This window comes from Roseibium sp. MMSF_3247, assembly GCF_030733765.1.
Taxonomy (GTDB): Bacteria; Pseudomonadota; Alphaproteobacteria; order Rhizobiales; family Stappiaceae; genus Roseibium.
Genome location: NZ_JASHII010000002.1, coordinates 263,687 through 280,376 on the forward strand (window position 1 = coordinate 263,687; position 16,690 = coordinate 280,376).

Here is a 16,690-nt window from a genome sequence, read left to right on the forward strand (position 1 = left end):
AACAGTCCGCGCATGAGGCCTTCCGTATTGGTCATTATTCCACATGTCAGAATAGAATTCTGTAATTTTCTTGACAAGACACAGAATTTCAATTTGCAATAGTCTTTGAGCATAAATCAGCTTTTGCGTGCAATGCAGCAAATTGTCTGGCCATCAAAACAGGGAAAACCCGGCAGATGGCCGCTCAGGGAGGAAAGCATGAACTATCTGAAGTCACTTGTGGCGGCCGCAGCGCTTGCCACTTGCTCTATAAGCGCATCCAGTGCCGACACCGTGAAAATCGGCTATATCGACCCGCTTTCGGGCCATTTCGCCCTGGCCGGAGATACAGGATTGAAACACTTCCGCTATGCCGCGGACCGGATCAACGAGGCTGGTGGTGCGGGCGGAATGACGGTCGAGATCGTGCCGTTCGACAACAAGGTCAATCCGAAGGAAAGCCTGGTGCAGCTGCAAAAGGCGATTGACCAGGGCGTCCGCTATATTGTTCAGGGCAACGGCTCTTCCGTCGCCTCAGCGCTGATCGACGCGATCAACAAGCACAACAAACGCAATCCGGGCGAAGAGGTACTGTTCCTGAACTATGCTGCCGTCGATCCGGCTTTCACCAACGACCGCTGCAGTTTCTGGCACTTCCGGTTTGATGCGGACGCGGACATGAAAATGGCGGCGATGACCGACTGGCTCGCAAAACAGGATGACATCAAGAAGGTTTACATTCTCGGACAGGACTATTCCTTCGGTAAGGCGGTCGCCAATGCTGCCGTGACGATGATTGCCGAGAAGCGGCCGGATATCGAGATTGTCGGCAACGAGCTGCACCCGCTTGGCAAGGTGAAGGACTTCACGCCCTATATTCAAAAGATGATCGCCTCTGATGCGGACGCTGTGATCACCGGCAACTGGGGGCAGGACATGACGCTGCTGGTTAAGGCAGCATCATCTGCCGGTCACGATGTACCCTACCTGACCTATTACGGCGGCGGGCTCGGAGCGGTTGCAACCATGGGCGAGGGCGCCATCGGTCTCGTCAAGCAGATCACAGAGTTCCACCAGAACATCGATACGAGCGAAGAGCAGGTCGCCAATATGGACCGCTTCCAGGAGCGTTACGGCACCGATTACTATTATCAGCGGGTCTTCACGCTGATGGAGATGTTCGACAAGGCGGTTGATGAAGTGGGCGAGAACGATCCTGTGAAGGTCGCCTTTGCCCTTGCCGGAATGGAGCATGAAACGCCCTATGGCCCGGTCTCTATGCGCGAGGACAATCACCAGCTGATCCAGCCGCTGTTCATCTCCACTTTCTCCGATGACGTGTCGCGGACGCTGGAGGGCACAGCCTTCGGGTTTACCACCGATCCGGATGGGAAGATCGACGGCGACGCGACCCGCACCGCAACCACCTGCCAGATGGAGCGGCCAAGCTGACATCAGTCGGCTGCAGCTTTCATCCATAGATTGACCCCGCGCGCTTTCCATTAACGCGCGCGGCATTCAAGGCAGGACATTCATGGAAACATTCTTTTTCTCTCTGCTGAACGGGGTGATTTACGGACTTTTGCTGTTCATGCTGTCCAGCGGCCTGACCCTCATATTCAGCATGATGGGCGTGCTCAATTTCGCACATGCCAGCTTCTACATGCTGGGCGCGTATTTCGCCTATACGATCGGGTCGGTCACCGGTTTCTGGATTGCGCTGTTCCTGGCGCCGATCCTGGTGGGGCTGGCAGGGGCCGGTATTGAACGCTGGGGCCTCCGAAAGGTTCACGCAAACGGGCACCTGGCCGAGCTCTTGTTCACCTTCGGCCTGGCCTATCTGATCGACGAACTCGTCAAGATCATCTGGGGCAAGATCCCGGTCCCATATGAAATCCCTGCTGCGCTTGATTTTCCGTTGTTCACATTGTTTGGCGCTCAATATCCGGCCTACCGCATTTTCATGCTGGTTGTGTCAATCGCGATGCTGGCCGGGCTGTGGTTCCTTTTGAAACGCACCCGCGCAGGACTAATCATTCAGGCTGCGCTCACTCATCCGCATATGGTCGGGCATCTGGGCCACAATGTACCGCGGGTCTTCATGATGGTGTTTGGCTTCGGCTGTGCGCTCGCCGGGCTCGCCGGTGTGATCGGAGGCAACTACCTCGTTACCGAGCCCGCGATGGCTCTCTCCATCGGACCGATCGTCTTTGTTGTGGTCGTGGTTGGCGGTATGGGCAGCCTGGAGGGCGCGTTCATCGCCTCGCTTCTGATTGGTCTTCTTCAGACCTTTGCAATTTCCATCGATACGACTTTCGCTGAAATCTTTGCCTTCACCGGGCTGAACCCGCTGAGCGATCTTGGCCGCATCTCGATTGCCTCGCTGGCCCCGATGCTGCCGTTCCTGTTGCTGGTTCTGGTCCTGATGATCCGCCCGCGCGGTTTGATGGGGGAGCGTGAAATTTGACCGACACACTGTCCATATCCCTCGCGCCGTCACAGTCGGAGAAATTCCGAACACGTGTGCTGCCGTTCCTGATCATGGCCGCCGTTCTTGTGGTGATCCCGCTGACCGGGCCGTCGCGCACCACCTATTCGCTGTTGAATGCGATTGGCATCAACATGGTGTTTGCCCTGTCCTACAACATGCTGTTTGGCCGCGCGGGGCTGTTGTCCTTTGGCCATGCGGTCTATTTCGGCCTCGGCGGGTATGCGGCGATGCATGCCATGCAGGCGATTGAAACCGGGACCGGCCTTTGGAGCATGTTCCCGGTCTTTGCCTTGCCGCTGGTTGGATTTGCAGGCGGCGCCCTTGCCGGGGCTGTCATCGGCTGGCCGTCGTGCCGGCGGGCCGGAATTCCCTTCGCAATGATCTCGCTAGGCCTTGCCGAATTGGTGGCGGCTGCCGGCTTTATGTTCACCAGCCTCTTTGGCGGCGAAGAGGGCGTCTCCGGTGACCGCATGAACGGACCGGAGCTGTTCGGTCTCAGTCTTGGCCCGATCAACGAGGTCTACTGGTTCATTGCCGCCTGGACGTTGATTGGAACCGTTGCGATGTTTGCCTTTACCCGCACGCCGTTGGGCAAGATGGGTGAGGCGGTGCGCGACAATCCGGAGCGGGTGGAGTTTGTGGGCTATGATCCGCAGCGGGTGCGCTATCTGATTTTCATCTTTGCCGGCGGATTTGCGGGCCTTGCTGGCGGCATGGCTGCAGTCAATTACGAGATCTTCACCCCTGAGACCCTGTCGGTGATCCCGTCCGGATTTGTTCTGCTGATGGCCTATGTCGGGGGCATCCGCTATTTCGCGGGGCCCATGCTGGGCGCGGTTCTGCTCACGTACATGCAATCCAACCTCTCCGACTTTACCGAAGCCTGGCTTTTGTATCTCGGGCTTCTGTTCATGATGATCGTCATGTTCGCCCCCTCCGGTCTGGCCGGGATCCTTGTTGCCGCGTTGCAGGGGGTTCAGAGCCTGGAGCGCAGTACCACCCTGGGGCGCTGGGCGCGTTATGCGGCCGGAGCGCTGCTCGCCTTTGCCGGCATCGTCATCACCATCGAGGTTGCGGTCAGGGAATCGAGTGGCTTCGGCGATGTGTTTGAGCCCTTCGGCTTTGCCCTTGCGCCGGACAATCCCGTGACTTGGCTGCTTGCGCTTGGTCTGGTCGGAATAGGGGGCTGGGTGATGCGGTCCAGCGGATCAGACAAAGAGGAGGCCTTGTCATGAGCACACCAGCTTTGTCGATCCGGGATCTCACCAAGAACTTCGGCCCCGCCGAGATCATCCGTGGGGTCACTCTCGACATCCAGCCGGGGGAACGGCACGCGATCATCGGGCCGAACGGGGCCGGCAAATCGACCCTGTTCAATCTTATCTCCGGACTGCACCGGCCAACGTCCGGCAGCGTCCATCTGGGCAGCCAAAAGATCTCCGGGCGCAAGGCCCATGAGATCAACCGGATGGGGCTGTCGCGCTCGTTTCAGGTCTCCAACATTTTCGCGAACATGACGGTCCGCGAGAATGTCCGCTGTGCGGTTCTGTGGTCGCTCGGCACCGGCTACAGCTTCTGGCGCAACATCGGCAACTTGAGACATGTCCAAGACCGCACGGCGGAGATTCTGGAGACCGTCGGCATGATCGACAAGGCGTCCTTGCCCGCGGCAAGTCTGCCCTACGCCGATCAGCGGACACTTGAGATCGCGATCACCATTGCGGGCGGGGCCGATGTCATTTTGCTGGATGAACCAACCGCCGGGATGAGCCATTCGGAAACGGAGCGGGCCGTCGCGCTCATTGAGCGGGCCACACGCGGCAAGACACTGATTATTGTCGAGCACGATATGAGCGTGGTCTTTGGGTTGTCCGACCGCATTTCGGTTCTTGTCTACGGGAAGATCATTGCATCCGGGCCACCGGAGGCCATACGCGGGGATGCGAAGGTGCGCGAAGCCTATCTTGGCGACGAAGCCGAGGATCTGCCAATGGTTGAGGGAGCAGCGTGATGACCGGGATGTTGTCAGTTCGCGGGCTGAATGCCTTTTATGGCAAAAGCCACGTTCTGCGCGGTGTCGAGCTGGAGGTCGGCGAAGGCGAGGTGGTGGCCCTTCTCGGGCGCAACGGTGTTGGCCGCTCGACCACCGTGAAGGCGATCATGGGCGAAGTCGCGCCAAAGGGAGACATCTGGTTCAAGGGCGAGAACATCGCGGGCCTCGCGAACCATGAAATCGCCCTGAAAGGTCTTGGGTATGTGCCGGAGAACAGGGACATCTTTCCGGGTCTGACCGTGCGCCAGAACCTTGTGCTCGGCATCAAGGACATGAAACGGCCGGGGCGCTGGGCCATCGAGGACATGCTGAAAATGTTCCCGAACCTTGCCGAGCGTGCTGACACGCCGGCCGGTGTGCTGTCGGGCGGGGAAAAGCAGATGCTGACGATTTGCCGGACACTCATGGGCGATCCGCAGCTGATCATGATTGACGAGCCAACGGAAGGCCTTGCGCCGCGGATCGTGGCCCAGGTCGGCGAGCTTTTATCTGAAATTGCCCGGGCGGGGGTCTCCATCTTGCTGGTGGAGCAGAAACTCTCCATCGCGCTGAAAATCGCGTCCCGTGTCTATGTGATGGGACATGGGGAAATCGTCTATTCGGGAACGCCGCAGGAATTCCTGACCCGCGACGACATCCGCCGCGAGTGGTTGGAAGTGTGAGTCGAACAAACGGTTCTCCGATTGGGTTGCAGCCATGAACCGAGACCAAGGGCTGCATAATTGGCAGGGTCCCGGATCAAGTCCGGGACATCAGCGGGAGATGGATGCTGCATTGCCGAGGGCTCATCCCAGAGATGTCAATAATTTCAATATAAAATATTGAATTCCACATATTGAAATTTCTTTGGGATGTGTTTAGGACTTTGTTCACGTACTAATCACTTGGACTGGGAGGCCTTGTGGTGACACAAAGCGTCAATCTGACACTCGAAGACAACATCGCCGTCATTGAAATCGCGAACCCGCCGGTGAATGCGCTCTCGCATGCCGTGCGCTCCGGACTTCAGGACGCGTTCCGCGACATCGCAGCGAATCATGCGATCAACGCCGTCGTGGTGTATGGCGCCGGACGGACGTTTGTCGCGGGAGCCGATATCCGCGAATTCGGTCAGCCACCGAAAGAGCCGTTTCTGCCGGAACTCATCAACGAAATCGAGGCCTGCACAAAGCCTGTGATTGCCGCTGTTCATGGCACGGTATTGGGTGGCGGACTGGAGCTTGCCCTTGGTGCGCACTATCGTATTGCAGCGCCGAAGACCAAGCTCGGCCTGCCGGAAGTCTCGCTCGGTCTTCTGCCGGGTGCCGGCGGGACACAGCGGCTGCCGCGTCTGGTGCCGGTCGCAAAAGCCATCGACATGATCACCTCCGGCAAACCGGTGTCTGCCGCGGAAGCGCTTGAGCTCGGTTTGATCGACCAGATCAGCGGCGAAGACGACATGCGCGCTGCTGGTCTCGCCTATGCAAAAGCACTTGTTGAAGAGGGTGCCGGGCCGCACCCTGTCAGTGGGCTTCCCTGCAATGCGCCGGAAGACGGTTTGTTCGACAAGGCCCGCGCAACGCTCGCCAAAAAAGCACGTGGTCAGCTCGCACCGCAAAAATGCATCGATGCCATCGAAGGCGCCGTCAATCTGCCATTTGCCGAAGGCTTGGCACAAGAGCGGGCATTGTTCCGCGAGCTGATGGACTCAGATCAGCGCGCCGCGTTGATCCATGCCTTCTTCTCTGAGCGCCAGGTCGGCAAGTTACCGGAAATCCAGGGCGTCGAGCCGCGTACACTTGAGAATATCGGCATCATTGGTGGTGGCACCATGGGCTCCGGTATTGCGACCTCTGCGCTTTTGGCCGGCCTGACGGTCACGCTGATTGAGCGGGATGCAGACGCCGTTGGCAAGGCGGAAGGAACAGTCTCCAAGAACCTTGCCGGTGCGGTCAAGCGCGGCAAGCTCTCCCAGGAAAAGTTCGACGCCATCATGGCCGGACACTTCAAGGCGGGTTCCGACTACGAAGCGCTTGCCGAAGCCGATCTTGTGATTGAGGCCGTGTTCGAGAGCATGGAGGTCAAGAAAGAGGTGTTTGGCAAGCTGGACGAGATCTGCAAGCCGGGTGCAGTCTTGGCAACCAACACGTCTTATCTTGATGTGGACGAGATTGCCGAGATCACCAGCCGCCCGGCAGATGTCATCGGCCTGCATTTCTTCTCGCCGGCCCACGTGATGCGGCTTCTGGAAATCGTTGTCGGCGCAAAAACCGCACCGGATGTGGTTGCGACCGGCTTTGCGCTGGCAAAGCGTCTTGGCAAAATCGGCGTGCGCGCCGGTGTTTGCGACGGCTTTATCGGCAACCGGATCCTCGCAACCTACCGAAAGGCCATTGATGGCGCGGTGCTTGCCGGAGCCAGCCCGTTCGATGTCGACCGGGCCTTGGTGGATTTCGGGTTGGCCATGGGGCCGTTTGCGGTCAGTGATCTGGCTGGCCTCGACATTGGCTATATGACCCGCCAGCGCTTGGCGGCGACCCGGGATCCGCGCGAGGTTTACGCGGAGTTCTCCGACAAACTCTGCGAAGACGGGCATCATGGGCGCAAAACCGGCCGTGGATTCTATGACTACAGCGGTGACAAGCCGACACCGAATGGCGATATCCTTGGATATATTTCGGATGAACAGGATGCCAAGGGCATCAAAACCCGGAGCTTAAGCGACCAGGAAATTGTCGATCGGTATATGGCGGCGATGGTCAATGAAGCCGCGCTCGTTGTGGAGGAGGGCATTGCACAGCGTCCGCTCGATGTCGACGTCACTTTGCTCAACGGCTACGGTTTCCCGCGCTGGCGCGGTGGTCCGATGCAATATGCGGACACGGTCGGCGTCGACAAGATCTTGAACGATATCAAACGGTTTGCCGAAGAAGATGACTTCTTGTGGCAACCGGCCCCCCTGTTGGAAAAATTGGCGGCTGAGGGCAAGACCTTCGCCAGCCTGAACGCGTGAGGCCCCATTAGATGAAACAAGCAGTTATTGTCTCGACCGCCCGGACCGGGCTGGCGAAATCCTATCGGGGCGCGTTCAACGAAACCCACGGTGCGACCATGGCCGGTCATGCGATCCAGCACGCATTGGAGCGGTCCAGGGTGGACCCGGCCATCATCGAAGATGCCTTTGTCGGCTGCGGGTACCCGGAAGGTTGGACCGGCAGCAACATCGCACGCCAGTCCGTTCTACGCGCCGGACTGCCGGTGACGACAGCGGCTGTCACCATCAACCGGTTCTGCTCCTCCGGCCTTCAAGCAGTTGCGATGGCAGCGCATGCAATTTCCGTTGAAGGTGCCCCGGCTGCGATCGCGGGAGGTGTAGAAAGCATCAGCCAGATGCCGCCGTCCCGCCCGCCTGCAGCGCGCGAGAAATGGCTCGATGAGCACAAGCCTGAGGTCTATCTCTCGATGATCGAGACCTCCGACATCGTCGCCAAGCGCTACAATATCAGCCGCGATGCCCAGGACGAGTTGTCGCTGGTCAGCCAGCAGCGCACCGCTGCAGCTCAGGCTGCCGGAAAGCTCGACGATGAGATCGTGCCGATCACCGTCACCCAAGCCTTCAAGGACAGGGAAACTGGAGAAGTGACCCGCAAGGAAGTTACGTTCTCCATGGACGATTGCAACCGTCCGAACACAACGCTCGAAGGCCTGGCCAAGCTGGAGCCGGTCCGCGGTGAGGGCAATTTCACCACCGCCGGCAATGCGTCCCAGCTGTCAGACGGTGCCGCGGCGCTCGTATTGATGGACGCCGATCTGGCAGAAAAACAAGGCCTTGAGCCGCTCGGCGCACTGAAAGGCTTCGTCACGGCGGGTTGCGAGCCGGATGAAATGGGCATTGGTCCCGTCTATGCCGTGCCGCGGCTTCTGAAGCGCCACGGTTTGTCCGTCGATGACATCGACCTTTGGGAGCTCAACGAAGCGTTTGCCTCCCAGGCCCTTTATTGCCGGGAGCAGCTCGGCATCGATCCGGAGAAGTGCAACGTCAATGGCGGCTCCATTTCCATTGGTCACCCGTTTGGTATGACCGGGGCCCGCATGACCGGTCATCTGCTTCTGGAAGGCCGCCGCCGGGGCTCCAAGCTCGGCGTTGTCACCATGTGCATTGGCGGCGGACAGGGTGCTGCCGGCCTGTTCGAGATTTTCTAAGGGGGATCTTCGATGGATCTGAGCTACACGCCTGAGGAAGAAGGATTCCGCGCCGAAGTGCGGGCCTTTCTGAGCGAAAAACTGCCGCGCCACCTCTCCGAAAAGGTGCGTCTCGGCAAACGGTTGACCAAGTCTAACATGGAAAGTTGGCACTCGATCCTGAATGCGCAGGGTTGGCTGGCTCCGAACTGGCCCAAAGAATACGGCGGCGCTGAATGGGATGCCGTTCAGCGGATGATTTTCGAAGAAGAAGCCTGTCTGGCGCACGCGCCGCGTATCGTGCCGTTCGGCCTTTCGATGCTGGCGCCGGTGCTCATGGCGTTCGGATCGGAAGAACAGCGCCAGTACTACCTCCCGCGTATCTTGAGCGGTGAAGATTGGTGGTGTCAGGGCTACTCTGAACCGGGCGCGGGATCAGACCTTGCCGCGCTCAAGACCAAGGCGGTCCGCGACGGCGATCATTATATCGTCAACGGCCAGAAAACCTGGACAACGCTCGGCCAGCACGCCAACTGGATTTTCTGCCTGGTGCGAACTGACGCTGACGCCAAGAAGCAGGAGGGCATCTCTTTCCTTTTGATCGATATGAATACCCCCGGTGTGACCGTGCGTCCGATCGTGCTGATCGATGGCGAGGCCGAGGTCAACGAGGTCTTCTTTGATGACGTCCGCGTGCCGGTCGAAAATCTCGTTGGCGAAGAAAACAAGGGCTGGACCTACGCCAAGTACCTGCTCACCCACGAGCGGACCAACATTGCAGGTGTCGGTTTTTCAAACGCTGCGCTGGCAACGCTGAAACATGTGGCTGCCAACACCCAGTCCGGCGGCAAACCGCTGGATCAGAACCCATATTTCGCGGCGCGCATGGCGCAGGCCGAAATTGACCTGATGGCCATGGCAACGACCAATCTGCGGGTCGTCTCCGCTGCCGCCAAGGGGCAGGCACCCGGACCGGAAAGCTCGATGCTGAAGATCAAAGGCACGGTGATCCGCCAAGAACTGTCTTCTCTTCTGCGCCGCGCAGCTGGCCCCGACGCCATGCCGTTCCTGCCCGATTATCTGGATGGCGGCGACAACGTCCCAGCCGAAGGCCCGGAACACGCTCCGGCGGCAGCGCCCAACTATTTCAACATGCGCAAGCTTTCGATCTTCGGAGGGTCCAATGAGATCCAGCGTACGATCATCACCAAAGCAATCCTGCAACTGTGAGGCATTGAGCAGATGGACTTTAATCTGACGGAAGAGCGCGGCTTGCTGCGCGACATGTTGCAGAAGTTTTTGGGCGAGAAATATGGCCACGAAGAGCGGCGCAAGCTGATCGCGTCCGGCAAGGCCTATGATGCCGGGATTTATGCCGAGATGGCTGAACTGGGTGTTCTGGGCGCGATGTTCTCTGAAGAAGATGGCGGCCTCGGCGGTGCCGGGTTCGACATCGCAGTCGTTTTTGAAGAGCTCGGCCGGGCCGGTGTCATCGAGCCGATCCTTGGCAACGCCGTCCTTGCCGGCAGCCTGATTGCAGACCTTGGCACGGATAGCCAGAAAGAGCTGATTGGCAGCGTCATTGCGGGAGAGATCCTCCTGGCGTTTGCCCATGCAGAACCGGCCTCACGGTACGACCTCAATCATGTCACCGCATCGGCGAAAACCGATGGCGGCCAGATCATGCTGAACGGCACGAAGGCGCATGTGCTGAACGGCGCGCAGGCCGGTATGCTTGTGGTGTCCGCCCGTGAGGCCGGAGCAGATTTCGACGACTCCGGCATTTCCTTGTTCCTTGTTCCGTCTGATGCAAAAGGGTTGACCATCGTCGATCATCCGAATGTAGACGGCACGTCGTCTGCTACCATTCGCCTTGAAAATGTGGTCGTGGACGAAGGCGCAAGGCTAGGTGCATCCGGTGAAGCTTTCAGGGCGATCGAGGCAGCTGTTGCGCGGGCAACCCTCGCGGTCAGCGCGGAGGCTCTCGGTGCAATGGAAGCGGCGAAGGCACTCACCATCGATTACCTGAAGGAGCGCAAGCAGTTCGGCATTGCGATTGGCAAGTTCCAGGCGCTGCAGCACCGCATGGCGGATGTCTTGATCGAGGTGGAGCAGGCACGTTCCGCAGTGATCAATCTGGCTGGCCATCTGGACGCGCCGCGCGCTCTGCGTGAACGGCATGTGAGTGCAACAAAGAACCTGATTGGCCGCGCGAGTGCCCTAGTTGGTGAGGAAGCGGTCCAGATGCATGGCGGCATCGGGATGACGGATGAATATGCCCTGTCGCATTTCGTCCGCCGTATGGTGATGATCGATCATCTCTTCGGGGATGTGGACCATCATCTGGAGCGCTTCATTTCCTTAAACGCGGCCTGATCCATGAGCGGGCTCTTTCGGAAAGAAGTACATCCGGACCATCTGGTCCTGCGGAACACCAACACCGCCCGGCGCAATGCCCTCTCGCCGGAGTATTACGACGGTCTTCTGGACGGATTGGCGGAAGCAGCGAAAACGCCTGAGATCACGGCTGTGGTGCTCACCGGGGAGGGAGATTATTTCTGCTCCGGCGGCGATCTGAACCTCTTGAAAGAACGCCGCAATATGACGCTCGAGGAGCGCAAGGCCGCGATTGGCAAGCTCCACGACCTGATCCGGGCAATCCGGAGCTGCCCCAAGCCCGTCATCTGTGCGGTCGAGGGAGGCGCTGCCGGTGCCGGGCTCAGCATCGCGCTTGCCTGTGACATGGTCGTCAGCGCCAAGGGGGCGACGTTTACGCTCGCCTATGTGAAGGCCGGTTTGGTTCCTGATGGTGGTGTCACCCACGCGCTGATGAATGCCTTGCCGCGCGGCACGGTGTCCAAAATGGCCTTGCTGGGAACGCCGCTCACTGCAGAGCGCCTCTATGACTTGGGCGTCTTGACCGAGCTGGCGGATCCCGGGGGGGCGCTGTCCGCGGCCCAGGCGCTGGTCGCAAAAGTCGCAGCCGGTCCGGAGCACGCCATGGCCGCCATTAAGGGGCTTTTGACCTCCGCGGAGACCGCAACGCTGGATGCGCAACTCGATTCAGAACGAGATGCCATGGCTGAGGCTTTGGGAGGCGAGGAGGCCCGCCGGGGCATTGCGGCCATTTTGAACAAAACCCGTCCGGTGTTTCGCGACTGAGGGGCGGACAATATACGGCTGACAAACGCTGCCTGAAGAGCGGCGACTGGGAGGAAACGCAATGCACAATCGCATTCATGATTTTCTGGATGATGCGGCCGCAAAACGTGGCGATACCGTTGCCATTCACGACTATGCCGACAGGGTATTTACCTGGACCGAGCTGAAGGCGGCAGCGGGCGAGGCCGAAGACCTTTTGCGCTCATTCGGCCTGAAGGCCGGTGACCGCCTGGTGATGGTTTTCGAAAACTGCGTCTCGGTTCCGGCGTTCTTTTATGCCGCCAGCCGTATGGACGCCATCATAGTGCCGATCAACGCGCGCCTCACCGAAGTTGAGCTGGAGCGGATTTTTGCGCACAGTGATCCAAGCGTCGTCATGTTCAGCACGGATGTGTCTGAAACAGCCTGTGCCCATGCCGAACACTTCGGGGCGGAGACAGTTTCCGGCAGCTTTGGTGAAGCAGCGCTGATGCGCCGGGAGGGGGCAGAAGCCGAGCCGGTCTTTGCCGACGGCCGGGAGCAGGTGGCCCTGATGCTCTACACCTCCGGGACGACTGGAACGCCGAAGGCCGCCATGCTGACCCACGGCAACTTGAACAGTGCGGCGCTCGCCTCTGTTAAACTTCGCGGCCGCCGTGACAACGACGTGACTTATCTGGCGCTGCCCCTGTCGCACATTTACGGCTTTGTGGCTCTACTGTCGGCAGCTGTCGCGCAAACCACATTGCGGCTTGAGCCAAGGTTCGATGTTGCACGGCTTTATGAAGCCCTGCAAACCGATGTCACGCTGTTGCCCGGCGTGCCGCAAATGCATGCCCACTTGTTTCACTACGCCCGGGCCCACAACAAGGCGAAATACGATGCCGGCCATCTCAGGTTCGTGTCGTCCGGCGGAGCCCCGCTCGATCCAGCCTGGAAACGGGAAGCTGAAGCCTTTTACGGACTTCCGCTTCAAAACGGCTATGGCCTGACGGAAGGCGCCGCTGGTGTCTGTGCAACTCTCAACGAGATCGGCGACCCGGATATCAGTGTGGGCCGGGCGATGGGCGAGTGCGTTCTTCGGCTGGATCTCGAGGCCCTGGGAGCAGAGCCGGAAAAGGGGATTGGCGAGATCCTTCTTGGTGGCCCGCAAGTCATGAAGGGGTATTTCCGGGATCCGGAACGGACGGCGGAGGTCATGACGGCCGACGGTTTCTTCAAAACAGGCGATCTTGGCCGGTTCGACGCCGAAGGCCGCCTGCACATTGCTGGCCGGTCCAAGGAGCTGATCATTCGCTCCGGCTTTAATGTTTATCCGGTGGAGGTGGAGGGGATCTTGACCGACCATCCAGAGGTGATTGTTGCCGGTGTCGTCGGGCGTCCGGTGGAAGGCAATGAAGAGGTTCTGGCGTTTGTGAAGGTTGCCAAAGGCAGCCCCGTGACCGAAGAGGACCTGAAAGCGTTCCTGCACGACCGGCTCGCGCCTTACAAGAGGCCAAGCAAGATCGTGATCGCCCATGAATTGCCGGCCGCGCCCACCGGCAAAATCCTGAAATTCAAACTGATCGAGACCTTCGCGAACGACCTGGCTGAGCCTGCATAAAACGTAGGCACCACAAAGGGTAGATCGAAGAAGATTGTCACAGAAACCAGCCTGTTTGCCGGGTTTTACCGGTCCGGCGAACGGCAAGTTTGAGGGAATGCACTTTATTCTTTCAAATGAAAAATAATTCCATATAGTGGAATAATCTAAGGTCGATGGAGGATGAGACCCTATGAAAGTTTTGAAGTCTTTGCTCGCAGGAGCGGTCCTTGCCACAGGACTGAGCGCGTCCGCAGCCGTTGCGGAAACCACGATTTTCTATGGCCACGCAGGCCCTGCACGCGGCACCATTCCAACGGCACTGGAGTGGTTCAACAACCGGATCGGTGAGTTGTCCGGCGGTGACATGAAACTGGATATCCAGTTTGGCGGCGCCCTGTTCAAGGCGAATGCGTCCGCCAATGCCATTGGGTTTGGTGTTGCTGATGCCGGATCGATCATCTCGGCCTATTTCCAGAAAGAAATGGCTGCTTATTCCATCGCTGATCTGCCGATCAGCGGCCCGAATGTCTGGGTTGGCCTGAAGGCCACAGACAAACTGATGCGCAATACGCCGGAAATCACCCAACATCTGGCCGATAAAAACTTGGTCTACATCGGGACCTTTACCGCATCAGACGTCAACGTGGCCTGTACGGGCGGTGAAATCGCCTCGGTGAAGGATATCGCGGGCAAGCGGATCCGCGGCGCCGGTGTCTACGGCAAGGTGTTCGGCCAAATGGGTGCCACCATGGTCAATCTCAGTGTCTATGAGGCTTATCAGGCGCTGAACAATGGCCTGATCGACTGCAGTCAGGGCTATACCTACATCATCCCGGCTCTGAAGTGGCACGAAGTGATCGACAGCTTCACGGTCCTGAACTGGGGTCAGATCGGCGGCTTCGGTATGTTCATGAACAAGCAGTCGTTCGATGCGCTGAGTGAAGAGCAGCAATCGATCATGCTGCAGACCGGTGAAGAACTGGCGGACGAGTTCGCCCAAATCGTCATGAGCCGGAATGCCAAGGCGCTTGAAGCCATGAAAGCCGGCGAATTCGAGCGGGATATCAAGGTGCTTGAGCTGAGCGTTGAGGACCGTGCTGCCATGAACGCTGCGACCCAGCCGTTCATTGAGGAGTGGAAGGAAAACGCAAACAGTGTTGGGTTCGACGCTGACAAGCTGATGGCGACCTACACCGAAGCCGTTGCCGACTATACCAAGGAGTTCGAAGAGAAGGGATATCCTTGGGAGCGCAACTGATCGCTCAGACAAACAGCCGGGGCGGCAACCGCCCCGGTTTCTTCAGCGGGGAGGGAACCTGATGCTTGATCGGTTGGAGCGGATTTTTGTCGATGTGGCAGTGACCGCGACCATTCTGCTTGCAGTGCTGATATTTGCAGATGTCGTTGCATTGAACGCCTTCAATGCGTCTGTGCCGGACACGATCATCATTGTCCGCGAACTCATGGTTCTGGCAATCGTCATGCCCTTGGCCGCAGCAACGGCCCGCCGGTCTCACATTGCCGTGGAATTCGTGACCAATTTCCTGCCCGACCGGGTCGTGAACTGGTTTGTCGTCTTTGGCGCGGCCTTCGGTGCGGTCGCGCTTATCCCGCTGATTTGGTCTGCAGCCCACGAATTCATCTATCAGTGGCAGACGGGCAATGCGTTTTACGGTGATCTTGGTCTGCCGCAGTGGCCAGGCCGCTTGGCGTTCGTTCTGGGGCTCGTTCTCTGCTGGATCCGGTTGGTGCTGATGCTGATCGGAGATGCGATTTCGGCAATCCGCGGGCGTGTGATCATCACCGGCACCCACTAAGCCAGCTTCAATTTTCAGTCTGACACTCAATACTTTCAAGGAATGTGTTTATGGATCCGGCAACCATTGGCTTGATTGCGTTTGCCTTCATGCTCATCCTGCTGGCGATGCGCGTGCCGATCGCTTTTGCGTTGATCGGTGTTGCAACGGCCGCTGCCTTTATGATTTTTGCCCTGCGCACGGGCACCTTCATGCCGGAACGGGCATTCCGGGCAACGTCGGCGATGGTGTTTTCCAATTCGTTCGACCTGATCCATTCTTTCGATCTGTCGATGATCCCGCTGTTTGTGGCGCTGGGGAACATCGCCTACAAAGCCGGGATCACGACGGCTGTCTACAATTCTGCGCGGGTCTGGCTGGTGCAATTGCGTGGCGGGGTCGCCATGGCGTCCGTGATCGGCTGTGGCGGGTTTTCCGCAATCAGCGGGTCCTCTGTTGCCTGTGCCTCGACCATGGGGAAGATCTGTACGCCTGAGATGTTGCGGCTCGGCTACGACCCAAAGCTTGCAACGTCAAGCGTCGCTGCCGGCGGCACCCTCGGGTCTTTGATCCCGCCGAGCGTCCTCTTTATCATCTACGCAATCTTCACCGAAACCTCGGTCAGCAAGCTGTTTGTCGCCGGTGTTCTGCCCGGCATTCTCACGCTTCTTGGCTTTCTTTTGGTGATTGCCGTCTGGATTGCCATGGATCCGAAGGTGGCTCCGGCAAAGGAAGCTCCGGCCAGCCGGGAAGAGAAGATTCAGGCCGCCAAGGAAGCCTGGCCGGCAGCGCTTATCTTTCTGATTATTGTTGTCGGGATCTACGGCGGCTTCTTTACCGCAACCGCCGCTGCAGCAGTCAGCGTGGTGGTCACGACCGCCATCGGCTTCATGCAACGCCGGTTGAGCCTGCCGGATCTGTGGCATGCGGTGCGCGATACCGTCATTCAGACGTCTTCGCTTTTCATCGTTGCTGCAGCGGCCAAGATCTTTGTTTCCGCCATTGCGCTCACGGGCATTGCCCCGGCTCTGGTTCAGGCCGTGTCCGAGGCGCAGCTCAGCCCGGCCATGCTGCTCTTCTGCATCTGCCTGGTCTACATCCTTCTCGGCATGTTCCTTGATCCGATCGGCATCATGGTGCTCACCCTGCCGCTGATGATCCCGCTGGTTGAAGCAAACGGCATGGACCTTATTTGGTTTGGCGTTGTCGTGGTCAAACTGCTGGAGATCGGATTGATCACACCGCCAGTCGGTTTGAACGTCTTTGTTTTGGCCAACGTGGTTGGCAAGGAAGCTCCGGTTGGGACGATATTCGCCGGCATCTGGCGCTTCCTGGCTGTAGACCTGGTCGTGCTTGCACTGATCGTCAGCTTTCCTGCCATTTCACTCTTCCTGTCAGAAGCTGTGAAGTAACGTGGAGTTTTCGGATCTGGGCTATGCAAAGGCCAAGAGGTATTGGATAGATACAAAGTGGGACATCAATAA

14 protein-coding genes are annotated in these 16,690 nt (G+C 58.8%); all 14 read left to right on the forward strand.

Features of this window, described 5'->3' with window-relative positions; translation table 11 throughout:
* Positions 1 to 198 precede the first annotated feature (198 nt).
* The 14 genes from RBB44_RS06725 (at position 199) to RBB44_RS06790 (ending at position 16,618) form a co-directional block, all read left to right on the forward strand.
* Positions 199 to 1,431, forward strand: coding sequence for a branched-chain amino acid ABC transporter substrate-binding protein (locus tag RBB44_RS06725; RefSeq protein ID WP_306146629.1), 1,233 nt, complete (start codon positions 199 to 201; stop codon positions 1,429 to 1,431).
* A gap of 82 nt (positions 1,432 to 1,513) precedes the next feature.
* On the forward strand, positions 1,514 to 2,446 hold the full coding sequence (locus RBB44_RS06730) for a branched-chain amino acid ABC transporter permease (RefSeq protein ID WP_209173325.1): 933 nt from the start codon (positions 1,514 to 1,516) through the stop codon (positions 2,444 to 2,446).
* Positions 2,443 to 3,705, forward strand: coding sequence for a branched-chain amino acid ABC transporter permease (locus RBB44_RS06735; protein WP_306146630.1), 1,263 nt, complete (start codon positions 2,443 to 2,445; stop codon positions 3,703 to 3,705). Before RBB44_RS06730 ends, RBB44_RS06735 begins: the two co-directional genes overlap by 4 nt.
* The gene (locus RBB44_RS06740) at positions 3,702 to 4,481 is read left to right on the forward strand and encodes an ABC transporter ATP-binding protein (RefSeq protein WP_306146631.1); all 780 of its coding nucleotides are present in this window, start codon (positions 3,702 to 3,704) and stop codon (positions 4,479 to 4,481) included. The genes RBB44_RS06735 and RBB44_RS06740 overlap by 4 nt, the downstream gene beginning before the upstream one ends.
* Positions 4,482 to 4,489: 8 nt before the next feature.
* Entirely contained in the window at positions 4,490 to 5,185 is a 696-nt protein-coding gene (locus RBB44_RS06745; RefSeq protein ID WP_306147306.1) for an ABC transporter ATP-binding protein, read from the forward strand.
* Between the two features lie 242 nt (positions 5,186 to 5,427).
* Positions 5,428 to 7,515, forward strand: coding sequence for a 3-hydroxyacyl-CoA dehydrogenase NAD-binding domain-containing protein (locus tag RBB44_RS06750; RefSeq protein WP_371932232.1), 2,088 nt, complete (start codon positions 5,428 to 5,430; stop codon positions 7,513 to 7,515).
* Positions 7,516 to 7,526: 11 nt separating this feature from the next.
* Complete coding sequence (locus RBB44_RS06755) at positions 7,527 to 8,705, forward strand: acetyl-CoA C-acyltransferase (RefSeq protein ID WP_306146633.1); 1,179 nt, start codon at positions 7,527 to 7,529, stop codon at positions 8,703 to 8,705.
* Positions 8,706 to 8,717: 12 nt separating this feature from the next.
* Complete coding sequence (locus tag RBB44_RS06760; RefSeq protein ID WP_306146634.1) at positions 8,718 to 9,914, forward strand: acyl-CoA dehydrogenase family protein; 1,197 nt, start codon at positions 8,718 to 8,720, stop codon at positions 9,912 to 9,914.
* Between the two features lie 12 nt (positions 9,915 to 9,926).
* Positions 9,927 to 11,060: an acyl-CoA dehydrogenase family protein gene (locus tag RBB44_RS06765; protein WP_306146635.1), complete on the forward strand. Its 1,134-nt coding sequence runs from the start codon at positions 9,927 to 9,929 to the stop codon at positions 11,058 to 11,060.
* Between the two features lie 3 nt (positions 11,061 to 11,063).
* Positions 11,064 to 11,846, forward strand: a complete 783-nt coding sequence (locus RBB44_RS06770) for an oxepin-CoA hydrolase, alternative type (protein ID WP_306146636.1) — start codon at positions 11,064 to 11,066, stop codon at positions 11,844 to 11,846.
* A gap of 61 nt (positions 11,847 to 11,907) precedes the next feature.
* Positions 11,908 to 13,428 (forward strand): class I adenylate-forming enzyme family protein, encoded by a 1,521-nt coding sequence (locus RBB44_RS06775; RefSeq protein ID WP_306146637.1) that lies wholly within the window; start codon positions 11,908 to 11,910, stop codon positions 13,426 to 13,428.
* Positions 13,429 to 13,600: 172 nt separating this feature from the next.
* A complete protein-coding gene (locus RBB44_RS06780; RefSeq protein WP_306146639.1) occupies positions 13,601 to 14,668 on the forward strand; it encodes a C4-dicarboxylate TRAP transporter substrate-binding protein in 1,068 nt (355 codons plus the stop codon).
* 61 nt (positions 14,669 to 14,729) lie between these two features.
* A complete protein-coding gene (locus RBB44_RS06785) occupies positions 14,730 to 15,227 on the forward strand; it encodes a TRAP transporter small permease (RefSeq protein WP_306146641.1) in 498 nt (165 codons plus the stop codon).
* A gap of 50 nt (positions 15,228 to 15,277) precedes the next feature.
* Positions 15,278 to 16,618: a TRAP transporter large permease gene (locus RBB44_RS06790; RefSeq protein WP_133950781.1), complete on the forward strand. Its 1,341-nt coding sequence runs from the start codon at positions 15,278 to 15,280 to the stop codon at positions 16,616 to 16,618.
* Positions 16,619 to 16,690: the final 72 nt, after the last annotated feature.

What these genes read in the sequence shown, in the direction of transcription:
- RBB44_RS06725 (WP_306146629.1), top strand. Translation starts at nt 199, where the DNA reads ATGAACTATCTGAAGTCACTTGTGGCGGCCGCAGCGCTTGCCACTTGC.
- RBB44_RS06730 (WP_209173325.1), top strand. Translation starts at nt 1,514, where the DNA reads ATGGAAACATTCTTTTTCTCTCTGCTGAACGGGGTGATTTACGGACTT.
- RBB44_RS06740 (WP_306146631.1), top strand. Translation starts at nt 3,702, where the DNA reads ATGAGCACACCAGCTTTGTCGATCCGGGATCTCACCAAGAACTTCGGC.
- RBB44_RS06745 (WP_306147306.1), top strand. Translation starts at nt 4,490, where the DNA reads ATGTTGTCAGTTCGCGGGCTGAATGCCTTTTATGGCAAAAGCCACGTT.
- RBB44_RS06755 (WP_306146633.1), top strand. Translation starts at nt 7,527, where the DNA reads ATGAAACAAGCAGTTATTGTCTCGACCGCCCGGACCGGGCTGGCGAAA.
- RBB44_RS06760 (WP_306146634.1), top strand. Translation starts at nt 8,718, where the DNA reads ATGGATCTGAGCTACACGCCTGAGGAAGAAGGATTCCGCGCCGAAGTG.
- RBB44_RS06765 (WP_306146635.1), top strand. Translation starts at nt 9,927, where the DNA reads ATGGACTTTAATCTGACGGAAGAGCGCGGCTTGCTGCGCGACATGTTG.
- RBB44_RS06770 (WP_306146636.1), top strand. Translation starts at nt 11,064, where the DNA reads ATGAGCGGGCTCTTTCGGAAAGAAGTACATCCGGACCATCTGGTCCTG.
- RBB44_RS06775 (WP_306146637.1), top strand. Translation starts at nt 11,908, where the DNA reads ATGCACAATCGCATTCATGATTTTCTGGATGATGCGGCCGCAAAACGT.
- RBB44_RS06780 (WP_306146639.1), top strand. Translation starts at nt 13,601, where the DNA reads ATGAAAGTTTTGAAGTCTTTGCTCGCAGGAGCGGTCCTTGCCACAGGA.
- RBB44_RS06785 (WP_306146641.1), top strand. Translation starts at nt 14,730, where the DNA reads ATGCTTGATCGGTTGGAGCGGATTTTTGTCGATGTGGCAGTGACCGCG.
- RBB44_RS06790 (WP_133950781.1), top strand. Translation starts at nt 15,278, where the DNA reads ATGGATCCGGCAACCATTGGCTTGATTGCGTTTGCCTTCATGCTCATC.